Origin of the sequence: Arthrobacter sp. OV608, from assembly GCA_900110595.1 — a bacterium.
Classification (GTDB): Bacteria; Actinomycetota; Actinomycetes; order Actinomycetales; family Micrococcaceae; genus Arthrobacter.
In genome coordinates this window covers 108358-131508 of the sequence record FOEZ01000004.1, presented here as the reverse complement: position 1 = coordinate 131508, position 23151 = coordinate 108358, and the positions used below count along the sequence as shown (strand labels likewise).

General features: G+C 64.7%; 23 protein-coding genes and 3 pseudogenes. 18 read left to right on the top strand and 8 right to left on the bottom strand.

The window, feature by feature from the left end; genetic code table 11:
* Positions 1 to 163: 163 nt before the first annotated feature.
* Positions 164 to 467, top strand: a pseudogene (locus tag BMX78_RS07210) (ATP-binding protein); the annotation flags it as partial.
* 67 nt (positions 468 to 534) lie between these two features.
* Here the strand turns inward: BMX78_RS07210 and BMX78_RS07205 are convergent.
* Positions 535 to 645: pseudogene (locus BMX78_RS07205) on the bottom strand (integrase core domain-containing protein); the annotation flags it as partial.
* Between the two features lie 451 nt (positions 646 to 1096).
* Here BMX78_RS07205 and BMX78_RS07200 point away from each other — a divergent pair.
* Positions 1097 to 1904: pseudogene (locus tag BMX78_RS07200) on the top strand (IS110 family transposase).
* A gap of 40 nt (positions 1905 to 1944) precedes the next feature.
* Here BMX78_RS07200 and BMX78_RS07195 read toward each other — a convergent pair.
* Positions 1945 to 2331 carry a DUF6188 family protein gene (locus BMX78_RS07195; protein WP_139204894.1) on the bottom strand — a complete coding sequence of 129 codons (387 nt, stop codon included), beginning with the start codon at positions 2329 to 2331 and terminating at the stop codon, positions 1945 to 1947.
* 858 nt (positions 2332 to 3189) lie between these two features.
* Between BMX78_RS07195 and BMX78_RS23050 the strand changes: the two genes are divergently transcribed.
* Positions 3190 to 3342: a hypothetical protein gene (locus tag BMX78_RS23050; protein ID WP_170850725.1), complete on the top strand. Its 153-nt coding sequence runs from the start codon at positions 3190 to 3192 to the stop codon at positions 3340 to 3342.
* Between the two features lie 124 nt (positions 3343 to 3466).
* On the opposite strand, the gene BMX78_RS07185 is transcribed toward BMX78_RS23050, so the two are convergent.
* Positions 3467 to 3706: a hypothetical protein gene (locus BMX78_RS07185; RefSeq protein ID WP_286138842.1), complete on the bottom strand. Its 240-nt coding sequence runs from the start codon at positions 3704 to 3706 to the stop codon at positions 3467 to 3469.
* A gap of 123 nt (positions 3707 to 3829) precedes the next feature.
* On the opposite strand from BMX78_RS07185, the gene BMX78_RS07180 reads away from it, so the two are divergent.
* Both BMX78_RS07180 and BMX78_RS07175 read left to right on the top strand, forming a co-directional pair.
* Positions 3830 to 4270 (top strand): MarR family winged helix-turn-helix transcriptional regulator, encoded by a 441-nt coding sequence (locus BMX78_RS07180; protein ID WP_211482556.1) that lies wholly within the window; start codon positions 3830 to 3832, stop codon positions 4268 to 4270.
* Positions 4263 to 5684 (top strand): MFS transporter, encoded by a 1422-nt coding sequence (locus BMX78_RS07175; protein WP_286138841.1) that lies wholly within the window; start codon positions 4263 to 4265, stop codon positions 5682 to 5684. Before BMX78_RS07180 ends, BMX78_RS07175 begins: the two co-directional genes overlap by 8 nt.
* Positions 5685 to 6261: 577 nt before the next feature.
* On the opposite strand, the gene BMX78_RS23375 is transcribed toward BMX78_RS07175, so the two are convergent.
* On the bottom strand, positions 6262 to 6639 hold the full coding sequence (locus BMX78_RS23375; protein WP_286138859.1) for a hypothetical protein: 378 nt from the start codon (positions 6637 to 6639) through the stop codon (positions 6262 to 6264).
* Here BMX78_RS23375 and BMX78_RS23370 point away from each other — a divergent pair.
* The 3 genes from BMX78_RS23370 to BMX78_RS23040 are packed head-to-tail and all read left to right on the top strand — an operon-like array spanning position 6529 to position 7327.
* Entirely contained in the window at positions 6529 to 6870 is a 342-nt protein-coding gene (locus BMX78_RS23370) for an IS3 family transposase (protein ID WP_286138855.1), read from the top strand. The genes BMX78_RS23375 and BMX78_RS23370 overlap by 111 nt on opposite strands.
* Complete coding sequence (locus BMX78_RS23045; protein WP_170850717.1) at positions 6813 to 7088, top strand: DDE-type integrase/transposase/recombinase; 276 nt, start codon at positions 6813 to 6815, stop codon at positions 7086 to 7088. The genes BMX78_RS23370 and BMX78_RS23045 overlap by 58 nt, the downstream gene beginning before the upstream one ends.
* Before the next feature lie 23 nt (positions 7089 to 7111).
* Positions 7112 to 7327 carry an IS3 family transposase gene (locus tag BMX78_RS23040; protein WP_170850723.1) on the top strand — a complete coding sequence of 72 codons (216 nt, stop codon included), beginning with the start codon at positions 7112 to 7114 and terminating at the stop codon, positions 7325 to 7327.
* 79 nt (positions 7328 to 7406) lie between these two features.
* On the opposite strand, the gene BMX78_RS07160 is transcribed toward BMX78_RS23040, so the two are convergent.
* Positions 7407 to 8048 (bottom strand): hypothetical protein, encoded by a 642-nt coding sequence (locus BMX78_RS07160; protein ID WP_286138840.1) that lies wholly within the window; start codon positions 8046 to 8048, stop codon positions 7407 to 7409.
* Positions 8049 to 8257: 209 nt separating this feature from the next.
* Positions 8258 to 8731, bottom strand: a complete 474-nt coding sequence (locus tag BMX78_RS07155) for an Lrp/AsnC family transcriptional regulator (RefSeq protein ID WP_091418192.1) — start codon at positions 8729 to 8731, stop codon at positions 8258 to 8260.
* Positions 8732 to 8940: 209 nt separating this feature from the next.
* Between BMX78_RS07155 and pdhA the strand changes: the two genes are divergently transcribed.
* From pdhA to BMX78_RS07140, 3 genes are read left to right on the top strand one after another with little or no spacing between them, the layout of a single operon-like run.
* Complete coding sequence (gene pdhA / locus BMX78_RS07150; protein WP_286138839.1) at positions 8941 to 10119, top strand: pyruvate dehydrogenase (acetyl-transferring) E1 component subunit alpha; 1179 nt, start codon at positions 8941 to 8943, stop codon at positions 10117 to 10119.
* Positions 10119 to 11129, top strand: coding sequence for an alpha-ketoacid dehydrogenase subunit beta (locus BMX78_RS07145; protein ID WP_091418189.1), 1011 nt, complete (start codon positions 10119 to 10121; stop codon positions 11127 to 11129). The genes pdhA and BMX78_RS07145 overlap by 1 nt, the downstream gene beginning before the upstream one ends.
* Positions 11130 to 11137: 8 nt before the next feature.
* The gene (locus BMX78_RS07140; protein WP_091418506.1) at positions 11138 to 12613 is read left to right on the top strand and encodes a dihydrolipoamide acetyltransferase family protein; all 1476 of its coding nucleotides are present in this window, start codon (positions 11138 to 11140) and stop codon (positions 12611 to 12613) included.
* Between the two features lie 132 nt (positions 12614 to 12745).
* On the opposite strand, the gene BMX78_RS07135 is transcribed toward BMX78_RS07140, so the two are convergent.
* The gene (locus BMX78_RS07135) at positions 12746 to 13402 is read right to left on the bottom strand and encodes an SACE_7040 family transcriptional regulator (RefSeq protein WP_091418505.1); all 657 of its coding nucleotides are present in this window, start codon (positions 13400 to 13402) and stop codon (positions 12746 to 12748) included.
* Positions 13403 to 13613: 211 nt separating this feature from the next.
* Here BMX78_RS07135 and BMX78_RS07130 point away from each other — a divergent pair, with 211 nt between their 5' ends.
* Genes BMX78_RS07130 through BMX78_RS07100 form a run of 7 tightly spaced genes read left to right on the top strand, consistent with a single transcriptional unit; the run spans position 13614 to position 21665 of the window.
* A complete protein-coding gene (locus BMX78_RS07130; RefSeq protein WP_091418187.1) occupies positions 13614 to 15221 on the top strand; it encodes a carboxyl transferase domain-containing protein in 1608 nt (535 codons plus the stop codon).
* Positions 15222 to 15226: 5 nt separating this feature from the next.
* On the top strand, positions 15227 to 17470 hold the full coding sequence (locus BMX78_RS07125; protein ID WP_091418185.1) for an ATP-binding protein: 2244 nt from the start codon (positions 15227 to 15229) through the stop codon (positions 17468 to 17470).
* A gap of 2 nt (positions 17471 to 17472) precedes the next feature.
* Positions 17473 to 18636 carry an acyl-CoA dehydrogenase family protein gene (locus BMX78_RS07120; protein ID WP_091418184.1) on the top strand — a complete coding sequence of 388 codons (1164 nt, stop codon included), beginning with the start codon at positions 17473 to 17475 and terminating at the stop codon, positions 18634 to 18636.
* Between the two features lie 50 nt (positions 18637 to 18686).
* Positions 18687 to 19508: a CoA transferase subunit A gene (locus BMX78_RS07115; RefSeq protein WP_091418182.1), complete on the top strand. Its 822-nt coding sequence runs from the start codon at positions 18687 to 18689 to the stop codon at positions 19506 to 19508.
* 2 nt (positions 19509 to 19510) lie between these two features.
* A complete protein-coding gene (locus BMX78_RS07110; protein ID WP_091418181.1) occupies positions 19511 to 20275 on the top strand; it encodes a CoA transferase subunit B in 765 nt (254 codons plus the stop codon).
* Positions 20272 to 20829 (top strand): MaoC family dehydratase, encoded by a 558-nt coding sequence (locus BMX78_RS07105; protein WP_091418179.1) that lies wholly within the window; start codon positions 20272 to 20274, stop codon positions 20827 to 20829. Before BMX78_RS07110 ends, BMX78_RS07105 begins: the two co-directional genes overlap by 4 nt.
* Positions 20826 to 21665, top strand: a complete 840-nt coding sequence (locus BMX78_RS07100; protein ID WP_091418178.1) for an HpcH/HpaI aldolase/citrate lyase family protein — start codon at positions 20826 to 20828, stop codon at positions 21663 to 21665. Before BMX78_RS07105 ends, BMX78_RS07100 begins: the two co-directional genes overlap by 4 nt.
* Here the strand turns inward: BMX78_RS07100 and BMX78_RS07095 are convergent.
* Positions 21662 to 23125, bottom strand: coding sequence for a lipase maturation factor family protein (locus BMX78_RS07095; RefSeq protein ID WP_091418176.1), 1464 nt, complete (start codon positions 23123 to 23125; stop codon positions 21662 to 21664). The genes BMX78_RS07100 and BMX78_RS07095 overlap by 4 nt on opposite strands.
* Positions 23126 to 23151 lie beyond the last annotated feature (26 nt).

The window sequence follows — 23151 nt, the reverse complement described above, 5'->3', positions numbered from 1 at the left end:
ATCTCGCCGGACCGGACGCGATGCGCTTCTCAGGCGCCCCCAGCGAGTGTGCCGACCTTCGCACTCGAGCCCGATTCGCACGTCGAGGAGCGGCCACCGCGCGTCGAACATCGCGGGCAGGGCGGTCTCCTCCGTCAGTGCACACCCTCCTCGCCGAGGCCCGGCAGAATATCGGCGACATCTGATCATCGTGGACGAAGTCGACTACATCCCGTTCGAGCAGGACGCCGCGAACCTGTTCTCCCAACTGGTCTCATCGCGCTACGAGCACGCCTCGCTGATCCTGACAGCGAACCTGCCCTTCGCCCCCTGCGGCGACGTCTTCGGCGATCAGGTCGTCGCATCGGCCATGATCGATCGCATCGTCCACCACGCCGAAGTCATCACCCTCAAAGGTTCCAGCTACCGCCTCAAACACCCAGGTCGACTCGCTGCCCTCGACAAGGCCGGAAAATACGGCAGAATAACCAGCGAAAAAGTGGCTCACTTTTCAGCCCGCGAAACGGCTCACTTTTCGACCATCGCTGACATTTGGGCCAAATACTTCGATTCGGCCATGGTGTCCAAAATTTCGCCGGAGAGTTGTTCCCTTCTGAATTGGGCGTTGAAGGATTCGATGAAGCCGTTCTGCCAGGGTGATCCGGGCCCCTTGGGTGCGATGCCGGCCTCCCCCGCGTGCGCACTGAGGAGAATGGGCAATGGCAGGGGAGCCGGTCTTGACCTACCCGCTGCGTGACGATTGATGTGAATGTTGTGTGATCTGTCTAGGAGGAGATTTGTCAGCCCGGCTCTCCAGCTACCCACTTTTGGCCCCGCACCAGCGCGTCGCAATTCGCAAGGGGCGCGGACTGGCCAAGATAAGACCGTGGCAGGGGAGGGGTTCCTGACTTGCCGGCTACGTGACGATTCGCAGCAACGCGCGGATGCTGTCTATGCGGAGATCTGTCGGCTCAACTTCCCTGCCACTCACCTAGGGCGACCGGGCGGGACGGAGTCGTGACTTGATAGGAACGTGCAGCTTAGCTTTTCAGTGCTTTGTCCGCCCGGCCCGGTCAATCGTGCTCGCCACTCTCAACCCCGACAGGAATGAGCAGGCATGACACTCACAACGACACACCCGATCAGGGCCGTAACTATCGGTGTGGACACTCACCAGCTGGTCCACCACGCGGCGCAGTGGACCAGGACGGGCGGATGCTCGGAGACCGAGAATTCCCCGCGGACCGGAACGGCTACCAAGAACTACTGGACTGGGCCGCAAGCTTCGGCATCATTAATGCCTTCGGCGTCGAATGCACCGGCTCCTACGGCGCCGGACTGACCAGGCACCTGATAGCCGCAGGAATAGATGTAGTCGAGGTCAACAAGGGCCACTCACAGGTCCGCCACCGCGGCGGAAAGAGTGACGCCGTGGATGCCGAGGCCGCTGCCCGTAAGGTTCTCACGAGCTCACGGCCGAAATCAATGAGGTAGACAAGCACCTGAACCAGCTGGTCTCCGCCGTGGCACCCAATACACTGGCGCTGCCCCAAGTCGGCCCTGTCAGCGTCGCGCAGCTACTCATCACTGCCGGCGAGAACTTTGAGCGCTTCCGCAATGAAGCTGCCTTCGCCCGGCTCTGCGGCGTCGCCCCGGTCCCCGTCTCCTCTGGTAAGTCTCACCGCATGCGCTTGCACCGTGGGGGCAACCGCCAAGCCAACCGTGTCATCTACCTCATCGCCATCTGCCGCCTGCGCTACGACCCAAGGTCACAGGCCTACCGAGACCGGAAACGGGCCCAGGGACACTCATCCGCCGATGCCATCTGCTGCCTCAAACGTTTCATTGCAAGAGAGATCTACTACAGCCTCAAGAGAGACCTTTGCGGAGCCTACGTAAAGAGGAGCCTAAGTAAAGATACGTAGGCCCTGTCCGCGACCGCCAATAGAGCAGACCGGCGATCCTCTAGAAGACGGTGAGTCCGCCTCCTGGTGACGAAACCACTAGCAAGCCCTTTGAACCAGCGGCTTCCCACGCTTCGTACTGTTCGGATATGGGCACGAGGAGAAGTTCGCCTGTGGAGAAGTTCAGTTCTAGGCGTCCATCCTCAAAAGCCGCCCCCTGAACAACAGTCGATCGTGTTAGCGCGAGTACAGGTGCCATCTTTTCGGGATCAGATCCAGGATCGAGAGCATGCTGTCCATCAGCGGTTATGAGGATGAAGCTGCCCCCAATCCTTATCAAGACCCCGTCTTCAAGGAGGATGGAAAATGCATAGTCGAACCGCAATTGCGTGACAAGCTGCCCGGCCACTGGAAGGTCCCACCGGTCGCCTACCTTAGTGATCTCCATATCCACCCCCTAAGGGAACCGGTCCCTTTCGCTTGCGAGGACGCCACCTCTCGGGGATCCAGGTGTGTGAGGCAAAGAAGGCAAAAGTGGACCAGCTGCTTGCAAGGAGGGACCAGTCAGGCACCCACACTGCATAGACCGAACCGTCGATCTCACCCGAATCATAGCTTCCGGCAAAATAGGAGACCGCGATAAGGCCCACGCCTAGGATGACCCCAACTGCACCGATTTCCGCATGGGCAATCCACCAACCTCTGAGCTTCGGAACAAGGCGGATGACGAGCCCGGGCAGAGCCACAGCCCCTAAAGTGAGGGCGGGGACCACTATAGCGATTACCACCGCTATCGGGGCTGCTATGAATGACGTGACACCGTCATAGTTCCCTGTGTTCTGGCTCTGCTGGATGAAGACCCCGATGACGAACAATGCAGCGTAGGCAGTCCACATTTGGATGACTGCGCTGCTCGGCGGAACGGGTTGCTTTCGGGGCGGCTCTGGTACCGCTTCGCCCCAAGAGGACCTTTGGCGGCTCCATTCCTTAGGCGTCGTGGGATGGCGCGGCGGTCCCGCATGCTCTCCGTCCACGTCCATCCCCCTTAGCCTGATTCTTCGGGAAGTCTAAGGCACCTACTGCCACCCTTCCGTCATAGTCAGCTCAACTTGGTGGTGTTTCCGCCGGCGGCTGTTAGCGGCCATCGTGCCATGGTCAAAAATCAGCAGGGGGGACTTGTCTATAGGAACATCACTGAGGCCGCCGATCACGCTGACGCGGGCGCAGCACCCCCAACAGAACCCACTGCCTGCCGCCGGGCTACAGTGAGAGTGGAACGACACCACTTCAAGCCAGGGGGCAGCACTTGAGTCACGACTTCATCCTCACGGACGACGACGCCGCACCCGCCGGCGCCACCCACGCCCAAGACGTGCTGGAACTGTCCATGCTGACCATCCAGCAGCAGGCCCCCTCCGCCGTGGACATCTCCTGGGAAAAATCCCCCCTGGACCACTAACTTCCGCAGCAATGACGCTGCACGACAGGTTTCCTAATTCTGAGGGAAAAACTGAGGCCGGCCCGAAGGGGCCGGCCTCACCTCGTTAAGCACCTGCCAAAGTGCCGGCCAAGGCCGGCCCTCGTCATGTCCGCTCAGTTTCAGAGCTTGTGCGCCACAACCAAACGGTCGCCAGGCTGTTGAGAAAGGCGATAAACAGATCGCCGGCAGCTGGCCGACCAACGATCAGGTCCACGGCCACCAGCACCACCGATCCAATTGCGGCAACAGTGAAGACCACAGCCAGGACCCGGCGGACCAGTGGTGACTGCCGCGCACTACCGTGCCGAGCCTCACTGCCGACCAGGGTGTGGAGCTGGATCACTCATGCCCCCACCCTACGCAAGGACAAGTGCATGCTCGCGGGCTCGCACTGGTTTTCGCTGGTGTCCGGGAGCGTCCGGAATATACGCAAGCATCTTGATCATGTTCCTTGTACAGTCGATGGATGACGCACGGATCAATGACGGACCAGCTGATGACGCGCTCCTTCTTCGACGCACTGCGCCCCCTGCTGCGCCGGCTTAATGCCGAACGGACGCTTTCCACGGGCAAATTGGGGGTGCTCAGCCACTTGGCCGAACAGGGGCGGGCTACGAGCTCGGAACTCGCTGCCGCCATGCATGTCAGTCCCCAGGCCATTTCGCTCTCCGCAGGTGAGCTGGAACGGTTGGGGTTCGTGTTGCGGGTGCCCGACGCCCGGGACCGGCGCCGGTGCTGGATCGAGCTCACCGATGCGGGACGGCAGAAGCTGGCCCAGGAGCTGGCGACCGGTCATGCCTGGGTGGACCGGGCAGTAGCCGAGCGGCTGATGCCGGAGGAGCGGAAGACACTCGAGGCGGTCATCCCCATCCTCCGGAAGCTCGGCTCGGAGGCCTCCGTTGACTGAGCCGGCGGCACGTTCAAGCCTGGTCCCGGCGCTGATCTACGCGGCACTGTCCACGGCGATCGTGAGCTCGCTGGGCATGTTGCTGGTGCCGACTATCTCCCGCGAGATGCACGTTTCGGTCGGTACGGCGCAGTGGATGCTCACCGTCAACCTCCTGGTCGGCGCGCTGGCGACTCCGGTGATGGGCCGGCTCAGCGACGGACCGCACAAGAAGCGTCTCCTGCTGTCGGCACTGTGGCTCATCCTGGCCGGGTCCGTCATCGCCGCGGCGGCACCAAACTTCACGGTGTTCCTTGCCGGACGGGCACTGCAGGGCCTGACCTACGGGATTGTTCCGGTGACGATCGCCCTCGCGCGCCGGTATGTCGCTGCCGGCAAGGTGCGGTTCTCTATCTCCAGCCTGTCGGTGACCGTGGCAACCGGAGTGGGCGTCGGTTACCCTCTGACCGGCATCATCGCGGGATTCTTCGACTTCCGGTTCGCGTTCTGGTTTGCCGCGTTGTTCGTGGTCACAGCCATCATTGTGGTCTTCCGCGTGGTGCCGGCAGGGCCTGATGAGCAGGCGCCACGGGTACCGTTCGACTACACCGGCGCGGGCCTGCTCGGCCTCGGCCTTGGCGCCCTGCTCCTGGGCGTCAGCGAGGGGCCGAACTGGGGGTGGAGCTCGCCCTGGACGATCGGCGCCTTCCTCGTCGCCGCAGCCGTCTTCACGGCCTGGGTCCGGGCTGAACTGCGGACGCGGTATCCGCTGGTCAACCTCCGGGTGCTCCGGAACGGGGATGTGCTGCTGGCCAACAGCACGGCCATCGGGCTGGGCGCCGCGATGTACATCTGCCTGTCGATTTCCAGCCTCGTTGCCCAGGCCCCGGCCGCCACCGGCTACGGCATCGCGCTGCCGGTGTTCTGGGCCGGTTTCGTGATGTTCCCGCTGTCGGTGGGAAGCTTCAGCGCGAACCGTCTCGTGCGCCGCCTGTCGCACCGGATCCCCCTGGCCACGCTGCTGCCGATCGGCGCCGGCATGATGGCGGCCGCCGGCATGCTGCTCTGGCTGGCCCACACCCAGCTCTGGGAGATCCTGACCGGGATGCTGGTGTTCGGCTTGGGCATGGGGGCCAGCTATGCGGCCATGCCGGCGCTGATCGCCCGCAGCGTGGCCGCCGAAGAGCTGGGCAGTTCGGTGAGCTTCAACCAGGTCCTGCGCACCGTGGGAAGCTCCTTCGGCACTGCGGTCGCCGGCGCGGTGCTCGCCGCGGACATGGCACCGGACCTGCACCCCACCGGTGCCGGAATCAGCACCACGCTCGCAATCGGAGCACTCCTCTGCGCGGCGGTGTTCATCGCCCTGCTCATCCACACCCTCACGGCACGTTCCCGCCGGACAACCGGCGGGCGACCTGGCGCTCTGGTGGGGTAAACGCGGCAGCTGGCCGCTGACGAGGAATGCTCCGGGCCACCGGGGCTGGCTTGGCAGACCCCTGCCTCGGGGCCGATATGGGCCTCGCTGCGCTCGGACAGCACAAGCCTGTTTCTTTCTTTTTGCTGCTGTCCGTTGGATCGTACGTGCCCGCTCCACCGGCTCAACCGTCCTGCGGACGGCCGCGCAGCGGATGCCTTGTGTCGGCGCTGCGCTTATCTCCTCCCACAACCCATCGGCTGCTTGCCCTTCGGGTTGCCCCGGCTCCGTCGGGCACAGCTACGCGCGGGGGTGTCAGCAGCCAAAAAGGGGGTGTCAGATTGTTTGTGTAGGAGGGATGTAGCCAGCGGGGTGATTGGAGAATCATTGTGGGTAGGACTGAGCGCCGTGAAGTGCTTCCGGATGAGTGGGCATTCAGAGCCGTGGCGACCGGAAGCATGGATGCGTTGAAGGCCTCCGGTGCAGGAATCCGTTGACAACATCATTGAGATTCCTTCGGATTGTACGTGTCCGCTCCCGCCGGTCTAGCCCCTCCTCCGTCGAGGCCTGCGTGACAGGAAATGGACCAGCGGCGCTCCTAATTCATCGCTGATTTCCTCTGGGAATTTCCCGGCCCTTGCCCAAGGGCAGACAGGCCTCCGTCGGCAACAGCTCCGCAAGCTTCGCCAGCAGCCAAAACAACGGAGGGGAGAGGGGAAGCTGGCGGGTCACCAAAGCCGCCCTCAGCAACAACTTGGTCCGCGCCCGCACCCGTTTCACCCGCTTGCCAGACATAGAAGCGTCGGTGAAGATTCAGGCTCTCATCGCCCTCAAGGCTGATTTCCCTCTTTCTGTTCCGCTTCAGGTGTCGGGTCTTGCCCGCTCCACGTTCTTCTATCACCAGGCCCGGCTTGAGGCCCCTGATCCGCAAGAAGAACTCAAGTCCTCCGTCCTGGATATCTTCAAGAAGAGTCATGGCCGGTACGGGCACCGCCGCGTGCACAGCGAACTGCTCAAGAAGGGGTGGAAGGTTGCTAAGAAAACCGTGCTGAAGCTGATGGGTGTCCTTGAGCTGTTCTGTAAGGCCAGGTCAGGCGGAAGAAGCGCTACAACTCCTACAAAGGAGACCAGGGCAGAATTGCCCCGAACGTGCTGGACCGTGAGTTCGCCGCCACCGCCCCAAACCGTAAGTCGATCACTGACGTGACGGAATTCAGCGTCGGTGAGCGAAAGCTCTACCTCTCACCGGTCATGGACCTCGTCGACCGGCAAATCATCGCCTACTCCGTCGGCATATCGCCAAACCTGGAACTGACCAACAGTTCGCTCCGTGCTGCGCTGGCATTGCTCGACGGCAGCCAAAAACCGCTCGTGCATTCAGACCAGGATTCCAGTATCAGCACGTCTCGTGGCGCAATCTCCTAAAGGATGCAGGCGCGGTCCAGTCGATGTCCCGCAAGGGCAACTGCTACGACAACGCCGTGATGGAGAACTTCTTCGGGCACCTCAAGGAAGAACTCTTCTACCGCGTCCGGTTCCTCAATGTTGAAGCACTGGAAGCGGCGCTGCACGAGTACATCCGCTGGTACAACTGCGAAAGGGTCTCAACAAAGCTTGAGGGCCTGAGCCCGGTGCAATACCGTGCCCAGGCCCTCGCGGCTTAGGATTTAGTTAGCCAGTCCAACTTCTGGGGACCAGTTCATGGGCGCGAAGGCTCTTTTGTGTTCCTGGTCCTGGCGGGGGCTAGGCCTTGGGCCGGAGTTTGATGTTGGTCATCTTCAGCTGGTCCGTGCCTTCGAACCGGTAGGCAAGATCCACTTCCTTGCCGTCGCAGGTGATGACGCCGGCCACGTCCGCGGCCTTGATACCGTTCTCGGTGCTGACCTTGAGGTCGTTGTAGGACGGCTTGCAGGAGCCGTCCATGTCCAGGCTTTCGACGCCGGTGATGAAGGCTTCCTTGGACAGCTGTTCCTGCAGGGCGGGGTCGAGGTAGTCGTCATAGGCTTTGGAGTTTTCGCCTTCGATGACGAGTTTGGTGAAACCGTCGGCCAGGCCCCGTGCGTGGTTGGTGGCGCTGCCCACCACATTCACCAGGATGACGATCCCAAGGATCACGAGCAGCAGGACGCCACCGATGCTGGCGAGGATGATCCAGAGCCTCCGCCTGCCCTTGGCCGGAGGCAGCTGGCCCGGCAGGCCGAACGGAGTGGCTTCAGGGTATCCGGCGGCGGAATTGCGGTAAGCACCGGCGGGGGCCCCGTCAGCACTGGCGGGGGCCCCGTAGGCCTGTCCGCTGCGCACCGGCGACTGCTGTGCGGGTACAGGCTGCTGCTGCGGCGCGAACCCGGGTTCTCCCGGCTGGTACGGTTCCTGAGGATTGCCCAAGATAAGGCCTTTCCGGCGGGGTGCAAAACATCGCCTGGTCGCGGGGCCACTTAACGGCACCCGTGGATAACTCGCAACAGCCTATAGCGGGCGGGCGTGGCGTCGTACTTTATGGCGGGGCATCCCTAGCCGACGTGAGTGCGTGCCGGACGCCCGTCCCTGCCCATCCCTGGCGGCAGGAGCCTGCTTCGGCAACAGCGGGTGGGCTGCTAAGCGCCCTGCGAACCCCGCTCGAGCAGGGGCTGGACCCGGAACGGGATGAGTTCCCCCATGGCCAGGGCCGTGTCCGTGCGGTCCACGCCGTCGCAGGCGAGGATCTTTCCGTTAATCCTGAAAAGGTCCTCCGCGTCCAGGGCCACCACACGAAGCAGCAGGTCGGCGGAGCCTGTGAGTCCGTAGCCTTCCAGGATTTCCGGCACGTCGGCCAGGTCCTTCGCCAGCTGCGCCAGCTTTTGCTGCTGGACGTGGACGGAAATGAACGCCATCAGCGGGTAGCCCAGGGACGCGGGGTTGATACGGCGTTCGAAGGAGAGGAACACGTGCTTTTTCTCCAGCTGGGCCATCCGGGCCTGCACCGTGTTCCTGGACAGTCCCAGTTTTTGGGCAAGGGCCACAACCGTCCGTCGCGGGTCCTGGGCCAGGGCCGAGAGCAGGCGGGTATCAGTGCCATCCAAAGCTTGCATAATGCGCAACGTTAGCACCGTCCCTAGCGTCCAGACAGAGCATTCTGCTCAGCGACGCCCGCGGTGGTTGTACCCAATGAGCATTGTGAGTAGGGTCACAGTTATCCGGGGCAACGGCGCCCGGAAGGCCGGCGGCGGCGGGACCACAAGTCCATCGAATCCGCAGGTCAACGACGTGAGAGGTTGCGGCTATCGTGTCTACAGACGGAATGGGCCAACGCAGCGCAAGTGCCCCCATCGCTGCTGATTTCACCGGCGCGGGCGGTCCCGCTGAAGCCTCCGGGCGGGCAGGCGGACTCGTCCAGCTGATCACCCCTTCCGGGGAACGGGTCAGCCACCCGGAATTCGATCCCTGGTTGCAGGACATCACCGACGACCACTTGTGCTCGCTATTCGAGGACATGAGCGTCATCCGTCGCATCGACGTCGAAGCCACAGCCCTGCAGCGGCAGGGTGAGCTTGCCTTGTGGCCCCCGCTGCTGGGCCAGGAAGCCGCTCAGATCGGCTCCGGACGGGCCCTTCGTGAGGACGATTTTGTGTTCTCCAGCTACCGTGAAAACGGCGTTGCCTACTGCCGTGGCGTAGACCTCACTGACATCGTGAGGGTGTGGCGCGGAAACGCCTCCTCCGGCTGGGATCCGTACTCCATCAACATGGCCACGCCGCAGATCATCATCGGTGCCCAGACCCTCCACGCCACCGGCTATGCCATGGGAATCCAGAACGATGGCGCGGATTCAGCCGCCGTCACCTACTTCGGCGACGGTGCCACCAGTGAAGGCGACGTCAACGAGGCGATGGTTTTTGCCGCGAGCTTCCAGGTGCCGGTGGTGTTTTTCTGCACGAACAATCACTGGGCCATTTCCGAACCGGTCCGGCTACAGTCGCACATCCAGCTGGCGGACAGGGCCGCAGGCTTCGGCATCCCCAGCCTCCGGGTGGACGGCAACGACGTCCTGGCCGTGATGGCCGCTACCAGGGTTGCGCTGGACCGCGCCCGGCGCGGCGGCGGTCCCACCTTCATCGAGGCAGTCAGCTACCGGATGGGTCCGCACACCACAGCGGACGACCCCACCCGCTACCGCGATGCGAACGAACTGGAGGATTGGGCGGCAAAGGATCCGATCAGCCGGGTTGCGGCGCTCCTGGACCGCAAAGGCCTGCTCACGGCAGAACTGCAGCAGCAGGTCCGGGACAAGGCCGACGCCGTGGCCCGGGAAATGCGCACGGGCTGCACCACCATGCCGGACCCGCAGCCGCTGGACGTTTTCAAGCACGTGTACAGCACGCCCAACTCCTGGCTGGACCGGCAGCAGGACCATTACGCCCGTTACCTGGCTTCTTTCGGTGATCCCGCTGAAGCCGTGTCAGAAGAAGGTGCACGCTGATGACCCAGATGACCTTTGCCCGCGCCATTAACGCCGGCCTGCGCAAGTCTTTGGAAAACGATCCCAAAGTGGTCCTCCTCGGCGAGGACATCGGCGCACTGGGCGGTGTGTTCAGGGTCACCGACGGGCTGCAGAAGGATTTCGGCACGCACCGTGTTGTGGACACCCCCCTGGCTGAATCGGCCATTGTGGGGACGGCCGTGGGGCTGGCCTACCGCGGCTACCGTCCCGTAGTGGAGATCCAGTTCGATGGCTTTATCTACCCTGCGTTTGACCAGATCGTCAGCCAGGTGGCCAAGCTGCACTACCGCACCCGGGGCGCCGTCAAGATGCCCATCACCATCAGGGTTCCGTTCGGCGGCGGCATCGGCTCCCCGGAGCACCACTCCGAGTCGCCGGAAGCGTACTTCACCCACACGTCCGGGCTGCGAGTGGTGACCGTGTCCAACCCGCAGGACGCCCACACAGTGATCCAGCAGGCCATCTCCTGCGACGACCCCGTGCTGTACTTCGAGCCCAAGCGCCGCTACCACGATAAGGGTGAGGTGGACGAGGCCCTTGATCCGCGGGCAGCCGTGCCGATGGACCAGGCCCGGGTTGTCACCGACGGCACCGACGTTACCTTGGTGGCCTACGGCCCGCTGGTCAAGACCGCCCGTGACGCCGCTGTGGCCGCTGCCGATGAAGGGATTTCCATCGAGGTCATCGACCTGCGCTCGCTGGCCCCGGTGGACTACGGCACCGTTGTTGCCTCGGTCCGCAAGACCGGCCGCCTGGTGGTGACGCATGAAGCCGGCCAGTCGGGCGGCCTCGGTGCGGAGGTGGCAGCCAGCATCACCGAACGCTGCTTCTACTACCTGGAAGCGGCGCCGGTGCGGGTCACCGGCTTCGACATCCCGTACCCGTACTCCAAGCTGGAAATGCACCACCTGCCGGGCCTGGACCGGATCCTCGATGGGGTGGACCGTGCCCTGGGCCGGCCGAATTCCCTCAGCGGGCTGGAAGGATGAGCGGCATCATGATCAAGGAATTCCGGCTCCCGGACCTGGGCGAGGGACTTACCGAATCGGAAATCCTCAGCTGGAAAGTCGGCGTGGGGGATACCGTGAGCCTGAATCAGGTCATCGCCGAGGTGGAAACTGCCAAGGCCGTGGTGGAGCTTCCGTCCCCTTTTGCCGGCGTCATCAAGGAACTGCACGAGCAGCCCGGCACCATCGTGGAGGTGGGCAAGCCCATCGTGTCGTTTGAAGTGGCGGACGACGCCGGGACCTCCTCCTCAGCGCCCGTCACCCCCGCATCGTCCCCCGCGTTGTCCCCTGCAGGGCAGAAGCCGGATCCGGAGCAGGAGCCGGCAACGGCCAAAAGGGAACCGAACCTGGTGGGGTACGGGGCCGTCGTCGAAAGCTCCGGCCGGCCGGTACGTCGGCCGCGCAACCTGGCCCAGGTAGTCGAGCCTGCAGGAACCAAGTCTCCGGTTGTTGAGCCTGTCAAAACTGGGCTTGCAAAAACCGAGTCTTCGGTGGCTGAGCCTGCTGAAAGCAAGTCTTCGATGGTTGAGCCTGTCGAAACCGGGCCTATCGAAACCGGGCATGCCGATACCCGGCCGCGTTCCACACCGCCGGTGCGGAAGTTGGCCCGCGACCTTGGTGTGGACCTGCAAGTTGTTCCCGGAACGGGACCACAGGGGCTCATCACCCGCGAGGACGTGCAGCATTTTACGGAGGAGCAATCGGCAAACGCCGGCTCCCGCGAACCGGTGCGGGCTGCCCCGGAAGCCGCCGTGTCCCACGGGGAGCGGGAAACGCGGACACCCATTAAGGGGGTACGGAAGTTCACGGCAGCCGCTATGGTGCAGAGCGCTTTCACGGCGCCGCATGTCACGGAGTTCCTGACCGTGGACGTCACTCCCGCCATGGAGTTGCTGGCCAGGCTCAAGGGCAGCCGCGAGTTCACCGGCCACAAACTGACGCCGCTCACCCTCGCAGCGAAGGCCGTTCTCATAGCCCTGCGGCGAAACCCGGCGCTCAATGCGCGGTGGGACGAGGCGAACCAGGAGATCGTGACCTTCAACTACGTGAACCTCGGCATCGCAGCCGCCACGCCGCGGGGACTGACCGTTCCCAACATCAAGGACGCGCATTCGCTGTCACTCCTTCAGTTGGCGGACGCGCTCAACGAACTGACGGAAACCGCGCGGGCCGGTAAAACCACACCGGCGGACCTGTCCGGCGGAACCATCTCCATCACCAACATCGGCGTTTTCGGGATCGACGCCGGCACACCCATCCTGAACCCGGGGGAGGCAGCCATCCTCGCCCTCGGAGCCGTGCGGAACACGCCATGGGAGTACCAGGGGCAAGTGGCCCTGCGCCAGGTCCTCACGCTGAGCCTGTCCTTCGACCACCGCCTGGTGGACGGGGAGCAGGGCTCGCGCTTCCTGGCCGATGTCGGTGCCATCCTGGCCGACCCGGGAATGGTCCTCACCCTGGTGTAGGGGGCTTACAGACGGAATCGCGGCCCTGGGCCGCATAAGCGTTGCCGGCCAGCAACGTTTGAGCGGTCCAGGGCCGTCCCCGTGTAAAGGTGAATGCGATTCCCCAACGGGTCAATCCCACGCGCGGGTGTCCTAGTCCTGCGGGGCGTCCACCAGCAGCGCGGCCAGCGCCATGCTTTCCAGCAGGGGCCGGGCGGAACGGGCGGCCATTTTGCGGCCGTGGCTGCGCACTGAGTGTGGCGTGGAGTTGATCAGTCCAAACGTGGCATGCGCCCGCATCCGGAGTTCGGCGATATCCGTGTCCGGGTGCAGCTTGGCGAGGACGTCCACCCAGACCTCGACATAACTCAGTTGGAGCGCCCGCACTGCCGCCTGGTCCTGTTCGGATAGGTTGCTGAAATCCCTGTCCTGGACACGGATGACGTCCGGCTTGCCCAGGGCGAAGTCCACCTGGAATTCCACCAGGCAGCGCAGGGCGGAGGCAGGGTCCGCGTTGCGGGCCACGACCTGGCGGCCGCCGTCCAGCAGTTCCTGGCTGACGGTGACCAGAAGGTCCGCGAGGACCGCCTGTTTGCCGGGGAAATGCCGGTACACGGCAGGCCCGCTGACCCCGGCGGCCGCCCCCAGGTCCTCCAGGGAAACGCGGTTGAACCCGTTCACCGCAAACAGTGACGCCGCAGCCGAGAGCAGCGCCTGCCTGCGGCTCTCCTTCGCCTGCCCGCGCTGTGTTGATCGGGCCGGTGTTGATGGGGCGGGTGTTGGCGGGCCCTGTGCTGATGAACCCTGTATAGATGAACCCTGCAGTGACGGGCGGGTCCGGGCAGCGCCGGTCTGCGTGGCGTCGGTACTGCGCACATTTCCTCCTCGGATCCCGCAGATTCTAGCAAGAGCGGCTGTGTGGTGGACTTCACAGTTAATCCAGACTAACCTGAATTTCAGTTATTGAGCACTAACCGAGTTGCCCAAGCAGTACTCGGATCGGAACAGGAACGGACCGTCAATGGAGACCCTTGCCACCCGGCTCGATGAGGCTGCAGAGGCGTTTGCGGCCAACCGTGCCGCCCAGCGTGAGCTTGCCGAAGAGTTGCGGAAGAAACTCGCCGACGCCGCCCTGGGCGGACCGGAGAAATCCCGGCAGCGCCATGTGGCCCGGGGGAAGCTGTTGCCGCGTGAGCGCATCGACCAGCTGCTGGATGACGGCAGCCCGTTCCTCGAAATTGCCCCGCTCGCAGCCAACGGGATGTACAACAACGAGGCTCCCGGCGCAGGAGTGATCGCCGGGATAGGACTGGTCCACGGCCGCCATGTGCTGGTCATCTCCAACGACGCCACGGTCAAGGGCGGAACCTACTACCCGATGACCGTCAAGAAGCACCTCCGGGCCCAGGAGATCGCGCTGGAAAACCGGTTGCCGTGCATCTACCTGGTGGACTCCGGCGGCGCCTTCCTGCCCAAACAGGATGAGGTTTTCCCGGACCGGGACCACTTCGGCCGGATCTTCTACAACCAGGCCCGGCTCTCGGCGGCCAAGATTCCGCAGATCGCCTCTGTGATGGGCTCGTGCACGGCCGGCGGCGCCTACGTTCCCGCGATGAGCGATGAAACCGTGATCGTCCGTAACCAGGGCACCATCTTCCTGGGCGGACCGCCGCTGGTGAAGGCGGCGATCGGTGAAATCGTCAGCCCCGAGGAGCTCGGTGGCGGGGACGTCCACTCCAGGATCTCCGGCGTGACGGACCATCTTGCAGAGAACGATGAACACGCCCTGCAGATCATCCGCGACATCGTTGCCACCCTGCCTCCTATCGCACCGCCGGCGTGGGACGTGAGTGCCGCCGTCGAACCCGTCACAGAACCTGAAGGGCTTTATGGTGCCGTGCCCACGGACGTCAACGCCGCCTACGACGTCCATGAGGTCATTGCCCGGCTGGTGGACGGCAGCAGGTTCCACGAATTCAAAAAGGAGTACGGCACCACCCTGGTGACGGGTTTCGCCCGCCTGCACGGGCATCCGGTGGGCATCGTGGCCAACAACGGTGTGCTGTTCAGCGAGTCCTCGCTCAAGGGCGCGCACTTCATCGAACTGTGCGACCAGCGCGGGATCCCGCTGCTGTTCCTGCAGAATATCTCCGGTTTTATGGTGGGCAGGGACGCCGAGCAAGGCGGCATCGCCAAAAACGGCGCCAAGATGGTGACGGCCGTCGCCACCGCCCGGGTGCCTAAGCTGACAGTGGTCATCGGCGGCTCGTTCGGCGCAGGAAACTACTCCATGTGCGGCCGCGCGTACTCGCCGCGGTTCCTCTGGATGTGGCCCGCGGCGCGCATTTCCGTGATGGGCGGCAACCAGGCGTCCAGCGTCCTGGCCACCGTCAAGCGTGAGCAGTACGAGGCAGCCGGCCAGGAGTGGTCCGCCGAGGACGAGGAAGCCTTCAAGGCGCCCATCCGCCGGCAATACGAGGACCAGGGCAGCCCGTACTACTCCACCGCCCGGTTATGGGATGACGGCGTGATTGATCCCGCCGACACCCGCATGGTCCTGGGCCTGGCGCTCGACGTGGTGTCCCGAACCCCGCTGCCGGAAACCTCCTTCGGCCTCTTCAGGATGTGAACCCCATGACCACGCCTTCCCTTGCCACCACGCCCATAGCCCGGAAACCTCTCTTCGGCACAGTCCTGGTGGCCAACCGCGGCGAGATCGCCTGCCGGGTCATCCGTACCCTGCGCGCCCTCGGCATCCGTTCGGTCGCCGTATACAGCGATGCCGACGCCGGCGCCCGGCACGTCCGCGAAGCTGACACCGCCGTTCGGATCGGCCCCGCCGCGGCAGCAGAGAGCTACCTGAACATCGACGCCATCCTTGAAGCCTGTCGTAAGACCGGGGCCGAAGCGGTGCACCCGGGCTACGGCTTCCTGAGCGAAAACGCCGACTTTGCCCGCGCCTTGGACCAGGCCGGCATCACGTTCATCGGCCCCGGCATCGGGGCGCTGAACATGATGGGGGACAAGATCCGCTCCAAAAACCACGTTGCCGGCTACGGTGTCCCCGTGGTTCCGGGGATAGCGAAGCCCGGCATGGCCGATGAGCAGTTGATCCAGGCCGCCGGCGCTGTCGGGTTTCCGCTCCTGATTAAGCCCTCCGCGGGCGGAGGCGGCAAGGGCATGCACGTGGTGGAACGCCCCGAGGACCTCCCGGCCACCCTGGCCACCGCCCGGCGCGTGGCAGCCAGCGCTTTCGGCGATGACACCCTTTTCCTCGAGCGCCTGGTATCCACGCCGCGGCACATCGAAGTGCAGGTGCTCGCTGACAACCATGGCAACGTCATCCAGCTGGGCGAGCGTGAATGCTCCCTGCAGCGGCGGCACCAAAAAGTCATCGAGGAGGCCCCTTCGCCGTTGCTGGAAGCCCTGCCCGACGGCGGCGCCATCCGCGCCCGCATTGGCGAGGCCGCCTGCAACGCTGCGCGCAGCGTCAATTACAGTGGCGCCGGAACCGTCGAGTTCCTGGTCTCGGACGAGGCGCCGGATGAGTTCTACTTCATGGAGATGAACACCCGCCTGCAGGTGGAGCACCCGGTTACCGAGATGGTCACCGGCGTGGACCTGGTGGAGTGGCAGGTGCGGATCGCCGCCGGCGAGGAACTCACCGTCCGGCAGGCCGACGTCGAACTCAATGGACATGCGGTGGAAGCGCGCGTTTACGCCGAAGTCCCCGAGAAGAACTTCCTGCCGTGCACCGGGACGGTTCTCCTGCTGGACGAACTGCCCACTCCCGGACAGCGGCATGGAAGCACCCCCGGCGTGGAGGCGGCTGCCGGGAAGGGCCGGATCAGGGTGGACTCCTCCCTGGTGGAGGGGCTGAAGCTGTCCTCCAGCTACGACCCCATGATGTCCAAGGTCATCGCCTGGGGCGAAGACCGCACCACAGCCCTGGAAACGCTGGACACTGCGCTCGCCGGCTACACGGCCCTGGGCCTGGACACCAACGTCGAATACCTGCGGCTGCTGATCAACGATCCCGACGTCCGCGCCGGCCGACTGGACACCGGCCTGATCGAGCGCAAACTGCCGGATCTGGCCTTCCGCCGCGTGGGTGACGCGGAACTGGTGGCCGCGGCGCTCTTCGCAATTGCGGCGGAGGAAACAGAGGGCGGGGAGTTACCGGCCGGCCCGTGGCACGCCCGCAACGGCTGGCGGCTCGGAGCGGCGGCACCCCGCCGGATCAGCCTGGGAACGCCCGACGGCGGTGTCGCAACAGTGCAGGTGCTTGAATCCCCACGGCAGGGGACTGCCACCGTTGGCGTGGATGGTGGCGCCGGGCGTGAAGCCACACTGAGTTTCCCCGGTGCCGGCCACGCTGAAATCACCCTTGACGGTGAGTCCGCAACGTACTCGCTGGCCAGGGTGCAGCCCGGACCGCATCCACCCGGCTTTGACAACCTTCTGCCTGCGGAAATTTTCCTCGGCAACGGGGGCTGGTCCTGCCGGCTGGAAGTCCTGACCCGGGAGTCGCGGCTTGAACGGGTGCTTGCGGCCATCCAGCGGGAGGAGGGCGCCGCCGATCCGGGCGTGCGTTCGCCCATGCCGGGAACGGTGGTGTCCGTTCCGGTCAGTGACGGTGACGCCGTCACCAATGGGCAGGTACTCGTTTCGGTGGAGGCCATGAAGATGGAGCACCAGCTGCTGGCTCCGCTGGACGGAACAGTGCACCTCACCACCCGTCCCGGCGACCTCGTGAAGGCGGACCAGGTGCTGGCCACCATTCATCCGCACCCCGCTGCTGAGAGCACCAACCCCACAGACACAACAGCAAACAGAGATGCAGCCCCAGACATAGACGCAACAGGCAAAGGAGCCTAGCCATGGCAGGTTTTGAACTCAGCGAGGAATACCAGGACCTCAGCAACACCGTCCGCGAATTCGCCGACGAAGTAGTGGCCCCGGTATCGGCCAAGCACGACGAGGAGCACAGCTTCCCGTACGAGGTGGTCAAGCAGATGGCGGAGATGGGCCTGTTCGGGCTGCCCTTCCCGGAGGAATTCGGCGGAATGGGCGGGGACTATTTCGCCCTGGCCCTCGCGCTGGAGCAGCTGGGCCGGGTGGACCAGTCTGTGGCAATCACGCTCGAAGCCGGGGTGTCCCTGGGAGCCATGCCCGTCTATCGTTTCGGCACCGAGGAGCAGAAGCAGGAGTGGCTGCCCATGCTCGCGTCCGGCCAGGCGCTCGCCGGCTTTGGCCTGACCGAGCCGGAAGCAGGATCGGATGCCGGCGGCACCAAGACCCACGCCCGGCGGGAGGGCGGCGAGTGGGTGATCAACGGCAACAAGGAGTTCATCACCAACTCCGGCACGGACATCACCCGCCTGGTCACCGTCACCGCGGTCACCGGGCAGAAGGAACGCGCGGACGGCTCGATCCAGAAGGAAATCTCCACCATCCTGGTTCCCACTGACACGCCCGGCTTCAAAGCCGAGAAGCCCTACAACAAGGTGGGCTGGAACGCCTCGGACACCCACCCGCTGACCCTGAAGGACGTCCGCGTTCCGGAAGAAAACCTGCTGGGTGAGGAAGGCCGCGGATACGCCAACTTCTTGTCCATCCTGGACGAGGGCCGCATCGCCATTGCAGCCCTGGCCACGGGTGCGGCCCAGGGCTGCGTGGACCTCTCGGTTAAGTACGCCAAGGAACGCAGCGCCTTTGGACACCAGATCGGCAAGTACCAGGCCATCTCGTTCAAGATCGCACGCATGGAGGCAAGGGCCCACACCGCCCGCCTGGCCTACTACGATGCGGCCTCCCGCATGCTTGCCGGGAAGCCGTTCAAGACCCAGGCGGCCATCGCTAAGATGGTCGCAGGCGAGGCGGCCATGGACAATGCGCGGGATGCCACCCAGGTGTTCGGCGGCTATGGCTTCATCAACGAGTTCACCGTGGCGCGCCACTACCGCGACTCCAAGATCCTTGAGGTGGGGGAGGGCACCACGGAGGTCCAGCTGATGCTGATCGCCCGCGAACTTGGTTTCTAGCCACCGGGTTTGTATGGACAGGGACTGTAGCCGGCCTGAAAGGATCACCGATGATTAACAAGGTTGTTGCCTCCGCTGAGGAAGCCGTGGCGGACATCCCGGACGGCGCTTCCCTGGCCGTGGGCGGTTTCGGTTTGTGCGGAATCCCGGTCACCCTCATTGACGCGCTGCACAAGGCCGGAACCTCGGAACTGGAAACGGTGAGCAACAACTGCGGCGTGGACGACTGGGGCCTGGGCATCCTGCTGCGCGACGGCCGGATCCGCCGCACCATCAGCTCCTATGTGGGCGAGAACAAGGAGTTCGCCCGGCAATACCTCGCCGGCGAACTCGAAGTGGTTCTGACGCCGCAGGGAACGCTGGCCGAAAAACTCCGCGCCGGCGGCGCCGGCATCCCGGCTTTCTACACCAAAGCCGGGGTGGGCACCCAGGTGTCCGAGGGCGGCCTGCCGCAAAAGTACGACGCCGAAGGCCGGGTAGCGATCGCATCCGCACCAAAGGAGGTGCGCTCCTTCGCCGGGGTGGACTACGTGCTGGAAGAGGCGCTGGCGCCGGACTTCGGGCTGGTCCATGCATGGAAGGGCGACCGGCACGGAAACCTGGTGTTCCATGCCACGGCCATGAACTTCAACCCGCTCTGTGCGATGGCCGGCCGCATCACCATTGCCGAGGTGGAGGAACTCGTGGAGCCGGGCGAGCTGGATCCCGAACACATCCACACCCCCGGAATCTTCGTCCAGCGGGTAGTCCTGGCCGCGAACGCCGAGAAGCGCATCGAGAAACGGACAGTTGCCCTGGCTCCGGCGGCCGGGAACGGCAGCCACGCCCACGCGTCCAACCAAAACAGCAGCAACCCGCAGGCAGGAGCGTAGCCATGGACCCGAACAGCCCCTATGCACCGCGGCCGGAAGGCGTCCGCCCCGAGTACCGCCGGGCCGCCCAGCAGCATGAGATGGCAGCAGACGGGAGCGGCGCCAATGGCTGGACCAGGAATGAACTGGCCGCCCGGGTGGCCCGCGAACTGAGCAACGGCCAGTACGTCAATCTGGGCATTGGCATGCCCACGCTGATCCCCAACTACATCCCTGACGGCGTTGAAGTGGTGCTGCACTCCGAAAACGGAATCCTCGGCGTCGGCCCCTATCCCGCGGAGGATGCTGTTGACCCGGACCTGATCAACGCGGGCAAGGAAACTGTCACGGTCAACAAGGGGGCCGCGTTCTTCGATTCCGCCACATCCTTTGGCATGATCCGCGGCGGCCACGTGGATGTGGCCGTCCTGGGCGCCATGGAAGTGGCCCAGAACGGCGACCTCGCCAACTGGATGATTCCGGGAAAGATGGTCAAGGGAATGGGTGGGGCCATGGACCTGGTGTTCGGCGCCAAGAAGGTCATTGTGATGATGGAACACGTTGACCGGAACGGGAACCCCAAAATCGTCAAGCAGTGCTCGCTGCCCGTGACCGGCAAGGGCTGTGTGGACCGGATCATCACAGACCTGGCAGTCATCGATGTTGTAGCGGATGATTCAGGCTCGCGGCTGGTGCTGAGGGAACTGGCGCCCAACGTTTCGGTGGAGGAAGTGGCCGCAGCCACCGGCGCGGAGCTTTTCGAAGAGGACCGGGAACTGACCGTATGACGGATGCGAAAGAGCCAGCGGGCTCCGGTTCCAGCGCGGGGGAGCAGCGCGTCATCGAGCAGCGCGGCCTGTACTTTGAGGAGCTGGAAGAAGGGGTGCTGTACGCCCACCGGCCCGGCCGGACCGTTACCGAAGCGGACAACGTCCTGTTCACCACCCTAACCATGAACACCCAGGCCCTGCACTTGGACGCGGCCTGGAGCGCCGGGCAGCCGTTCGGCCAACGGTTGGTCAACTCCATGTTCACGCTGGCCACGGTGGTGGGCCAGTCCGTGTCGCAGCTGACCCAGGGGACCATCATCGCCCAGCTTGGCCTTGCCGACGTCTCCTTCCCGCATCCGCTGTACCACGGCGACACCCTCTATACCGAGACAGTCATCAGCGGAAAGCGGCTCTCCGCATCGCGGCCGGGCCAGGGCATCGTCACCATGGAACACACCGGCCGCAACCAGGACGGCACCGTGGTGGCCCTGGCCACGCGCAGCTGCCTGATGTGGACCCGGGACGCGCACCGGCAGCAGCTTGGCGGCGAAGGGGGCACAATACCGGTATGACCTTTGTGATGGGCCCCGCCCTGCTTTTTTGCCCCGCTGACCGGCCCGAGCGCTACCAGAAAGCCGCCACCCGCGCGGACGCTGTGATCCTCGACCTCGAGGATGCCGTGGCTCCGGCGGACAAGCAACGTGCACGTGGTGCCATCCTGGCCCAGCTCGGAGCCGCCGGTGACGCGCCCGAGCTGGATCCCAGCCGGACCATTATCCGGGTCAACCCTGCAGGCACCGAGGAGTTCGAGAAGGACCTGCACTGCCTGGCCCACACGCCGTACCGCACAGTGATGCTCGCCAAGGCTGAGAGCGCCGTGCAGCTGGAAGCCCTGGCCGGGTACCAGGTCATCGCCCTGTGCGAAACGGCGGCCGGCGTCCTGAACGCTCTCGCCATCGCAGCCGCCCCGAACGTGGTGGCACTGATGTGGGGCGCCGAGGACCTGCTGGCGTCTTTGGGCGGGACCTCCAGCAGGACGGACGACGGCGGCTACCGGGCTGTTGCGCTGCACGCCCGTTCCACAGTCCTCATCGCCGCCAGGGCGTTTGGCAAGGAGGCAGTGGACGCCGTCTACACCAACATTCCGGACCTTGCCGGACTGGCTGCTGAAGCCGCCGACGCCGTCGCCTCCGGATTCAGCTCCAAGGCCTGCATCCACCCCAGCCAGGCCGCCGGGGTCCGGGAAGCGTACGCACCATCCGAAGCCGAAGTCTCCGCTGCAACAGAATTGCTGCAGGCCGCGGAAGCTGCGGGACAAGGCGTCTTCCAATACAAGGGCCAGATGGTCGACGGGCCTATCCTCAAGCACGCCGAATCCATCCTTCGGCGTAAAGGCGAGCGCGTCTAGCGCCTCCGCCCGCTGGACCCCCGCAGCGATACGGGCGGGATCGGTTCGTGGACCAGCGTCCGGACCCAACGGTTCCCCGTTTCGCGGAACTCCTTCCGGGTGGAGAACCGGTAGTGGTAGCTGCGCACGCGCACCAGGTGCGGGGCCTCGCCGTCGAACGGGTCGTCCCGGAGCAGCCGCAGCGTCTGCCGGTCCGCCTCCAGCAGCTTGCCCAGGAAGGCGTAAAACCACTCCTCGTGGACTGTCCGCAACGGAAGGAACCACATTAGCCAGTCCAGCCGCAGGTGGTAGGGCGCCCACTGCCGGGGCACCCGCCTAAGGTCCCCGGGTTTGCCCTTGAAGCCGTACTCGCGCCAGTCCGAGGAGTCGTCCGGAGCGTTGTCCAGCGTGCCCTCCACCACGATCTCGATGCGCTGCTTCGTCACTGATCCGAACGCACCGTAGGTGTTGACCAGCTGCCACCGGTTGAAACTGGCGTTCATCAACTGGCGCTTCGAGAACAGGTTGCGCAGCGGCCAGTAGCTGAGGACCAGCAGCAGCAAGGTGGCGGCCAGCGTGATGACCAGCCACCACAGCGGGGTCTCCCGGTCCGCGGCACCGTGCCAGTCGAGCGGGATCACCGGGAACACTGCGTGGGCCACGGGATCGCTCACCGCGGCGAAGGCCAGCACAATGGCAATCCAGTTCAGCCACGCGAAATTCCCGGTAGCCACCAGCCACAGCTGGGTGAGGATGACGACCGCTGCTGCCACGCCGGCTACGGGCTGGGGCGCGAACAGGAAGAAGGGCACCATCAGCTGGGCGAAATGGTTGCCCAGGACTTCCACCTTGTGGAGGGGCTTGGGCAGCAGGTGCGCCTGCCGGCTCAGGGGGCCGGGCATGGGTTGTGTCTCGTGGTGGTAGTAGAGCGCGGTAAGGTCCCGCCATTCCCTGCCGCCGCGGATCTTGATCATGCCCGCGCCAAATTCGAGCCGGAACACGAGCCACACGATCAGGATCAGGATGGTGCGCGGCGGGTCGGTCTGGTCCGAACCCAGGAACGCCACCGTGAATCCCGCCTCCAGCAGGAGCATCTCCCAGCCGAAGCCGTAGAACGTCTGGCCCACATTCACGATGGACATGTAGAGCAGCCACAGCGCCAGGAAAGCAATCAACGGGACCCACGGCGGCCCCACCTGCGGGATGCCGGCCACCAGCAGGGCCGATATTGCAAGACCTGCCGCGCATACCCAGCGCAGCAGCCGGTCCGAGTAACGCCAGCGGAAAAGGGTGGGCCGGCGCAGGCGGCTGAAACCTGCCAGGTACTCCGGTACCGGCAGAAGCCCCCGCTCACCCAGCAAGGCCGGGAACTGGTTCAGGGAGGACAGGAACGCAACAAAATACAGTGCTGCCACCCCGCGCTGCAGCACTTGCCGGGCGAACTCGTATTCCGGGGCGTCAAACCAGGAGAGCCAGTCCACGCAATCCACGTTACGCCGGGCCCTCC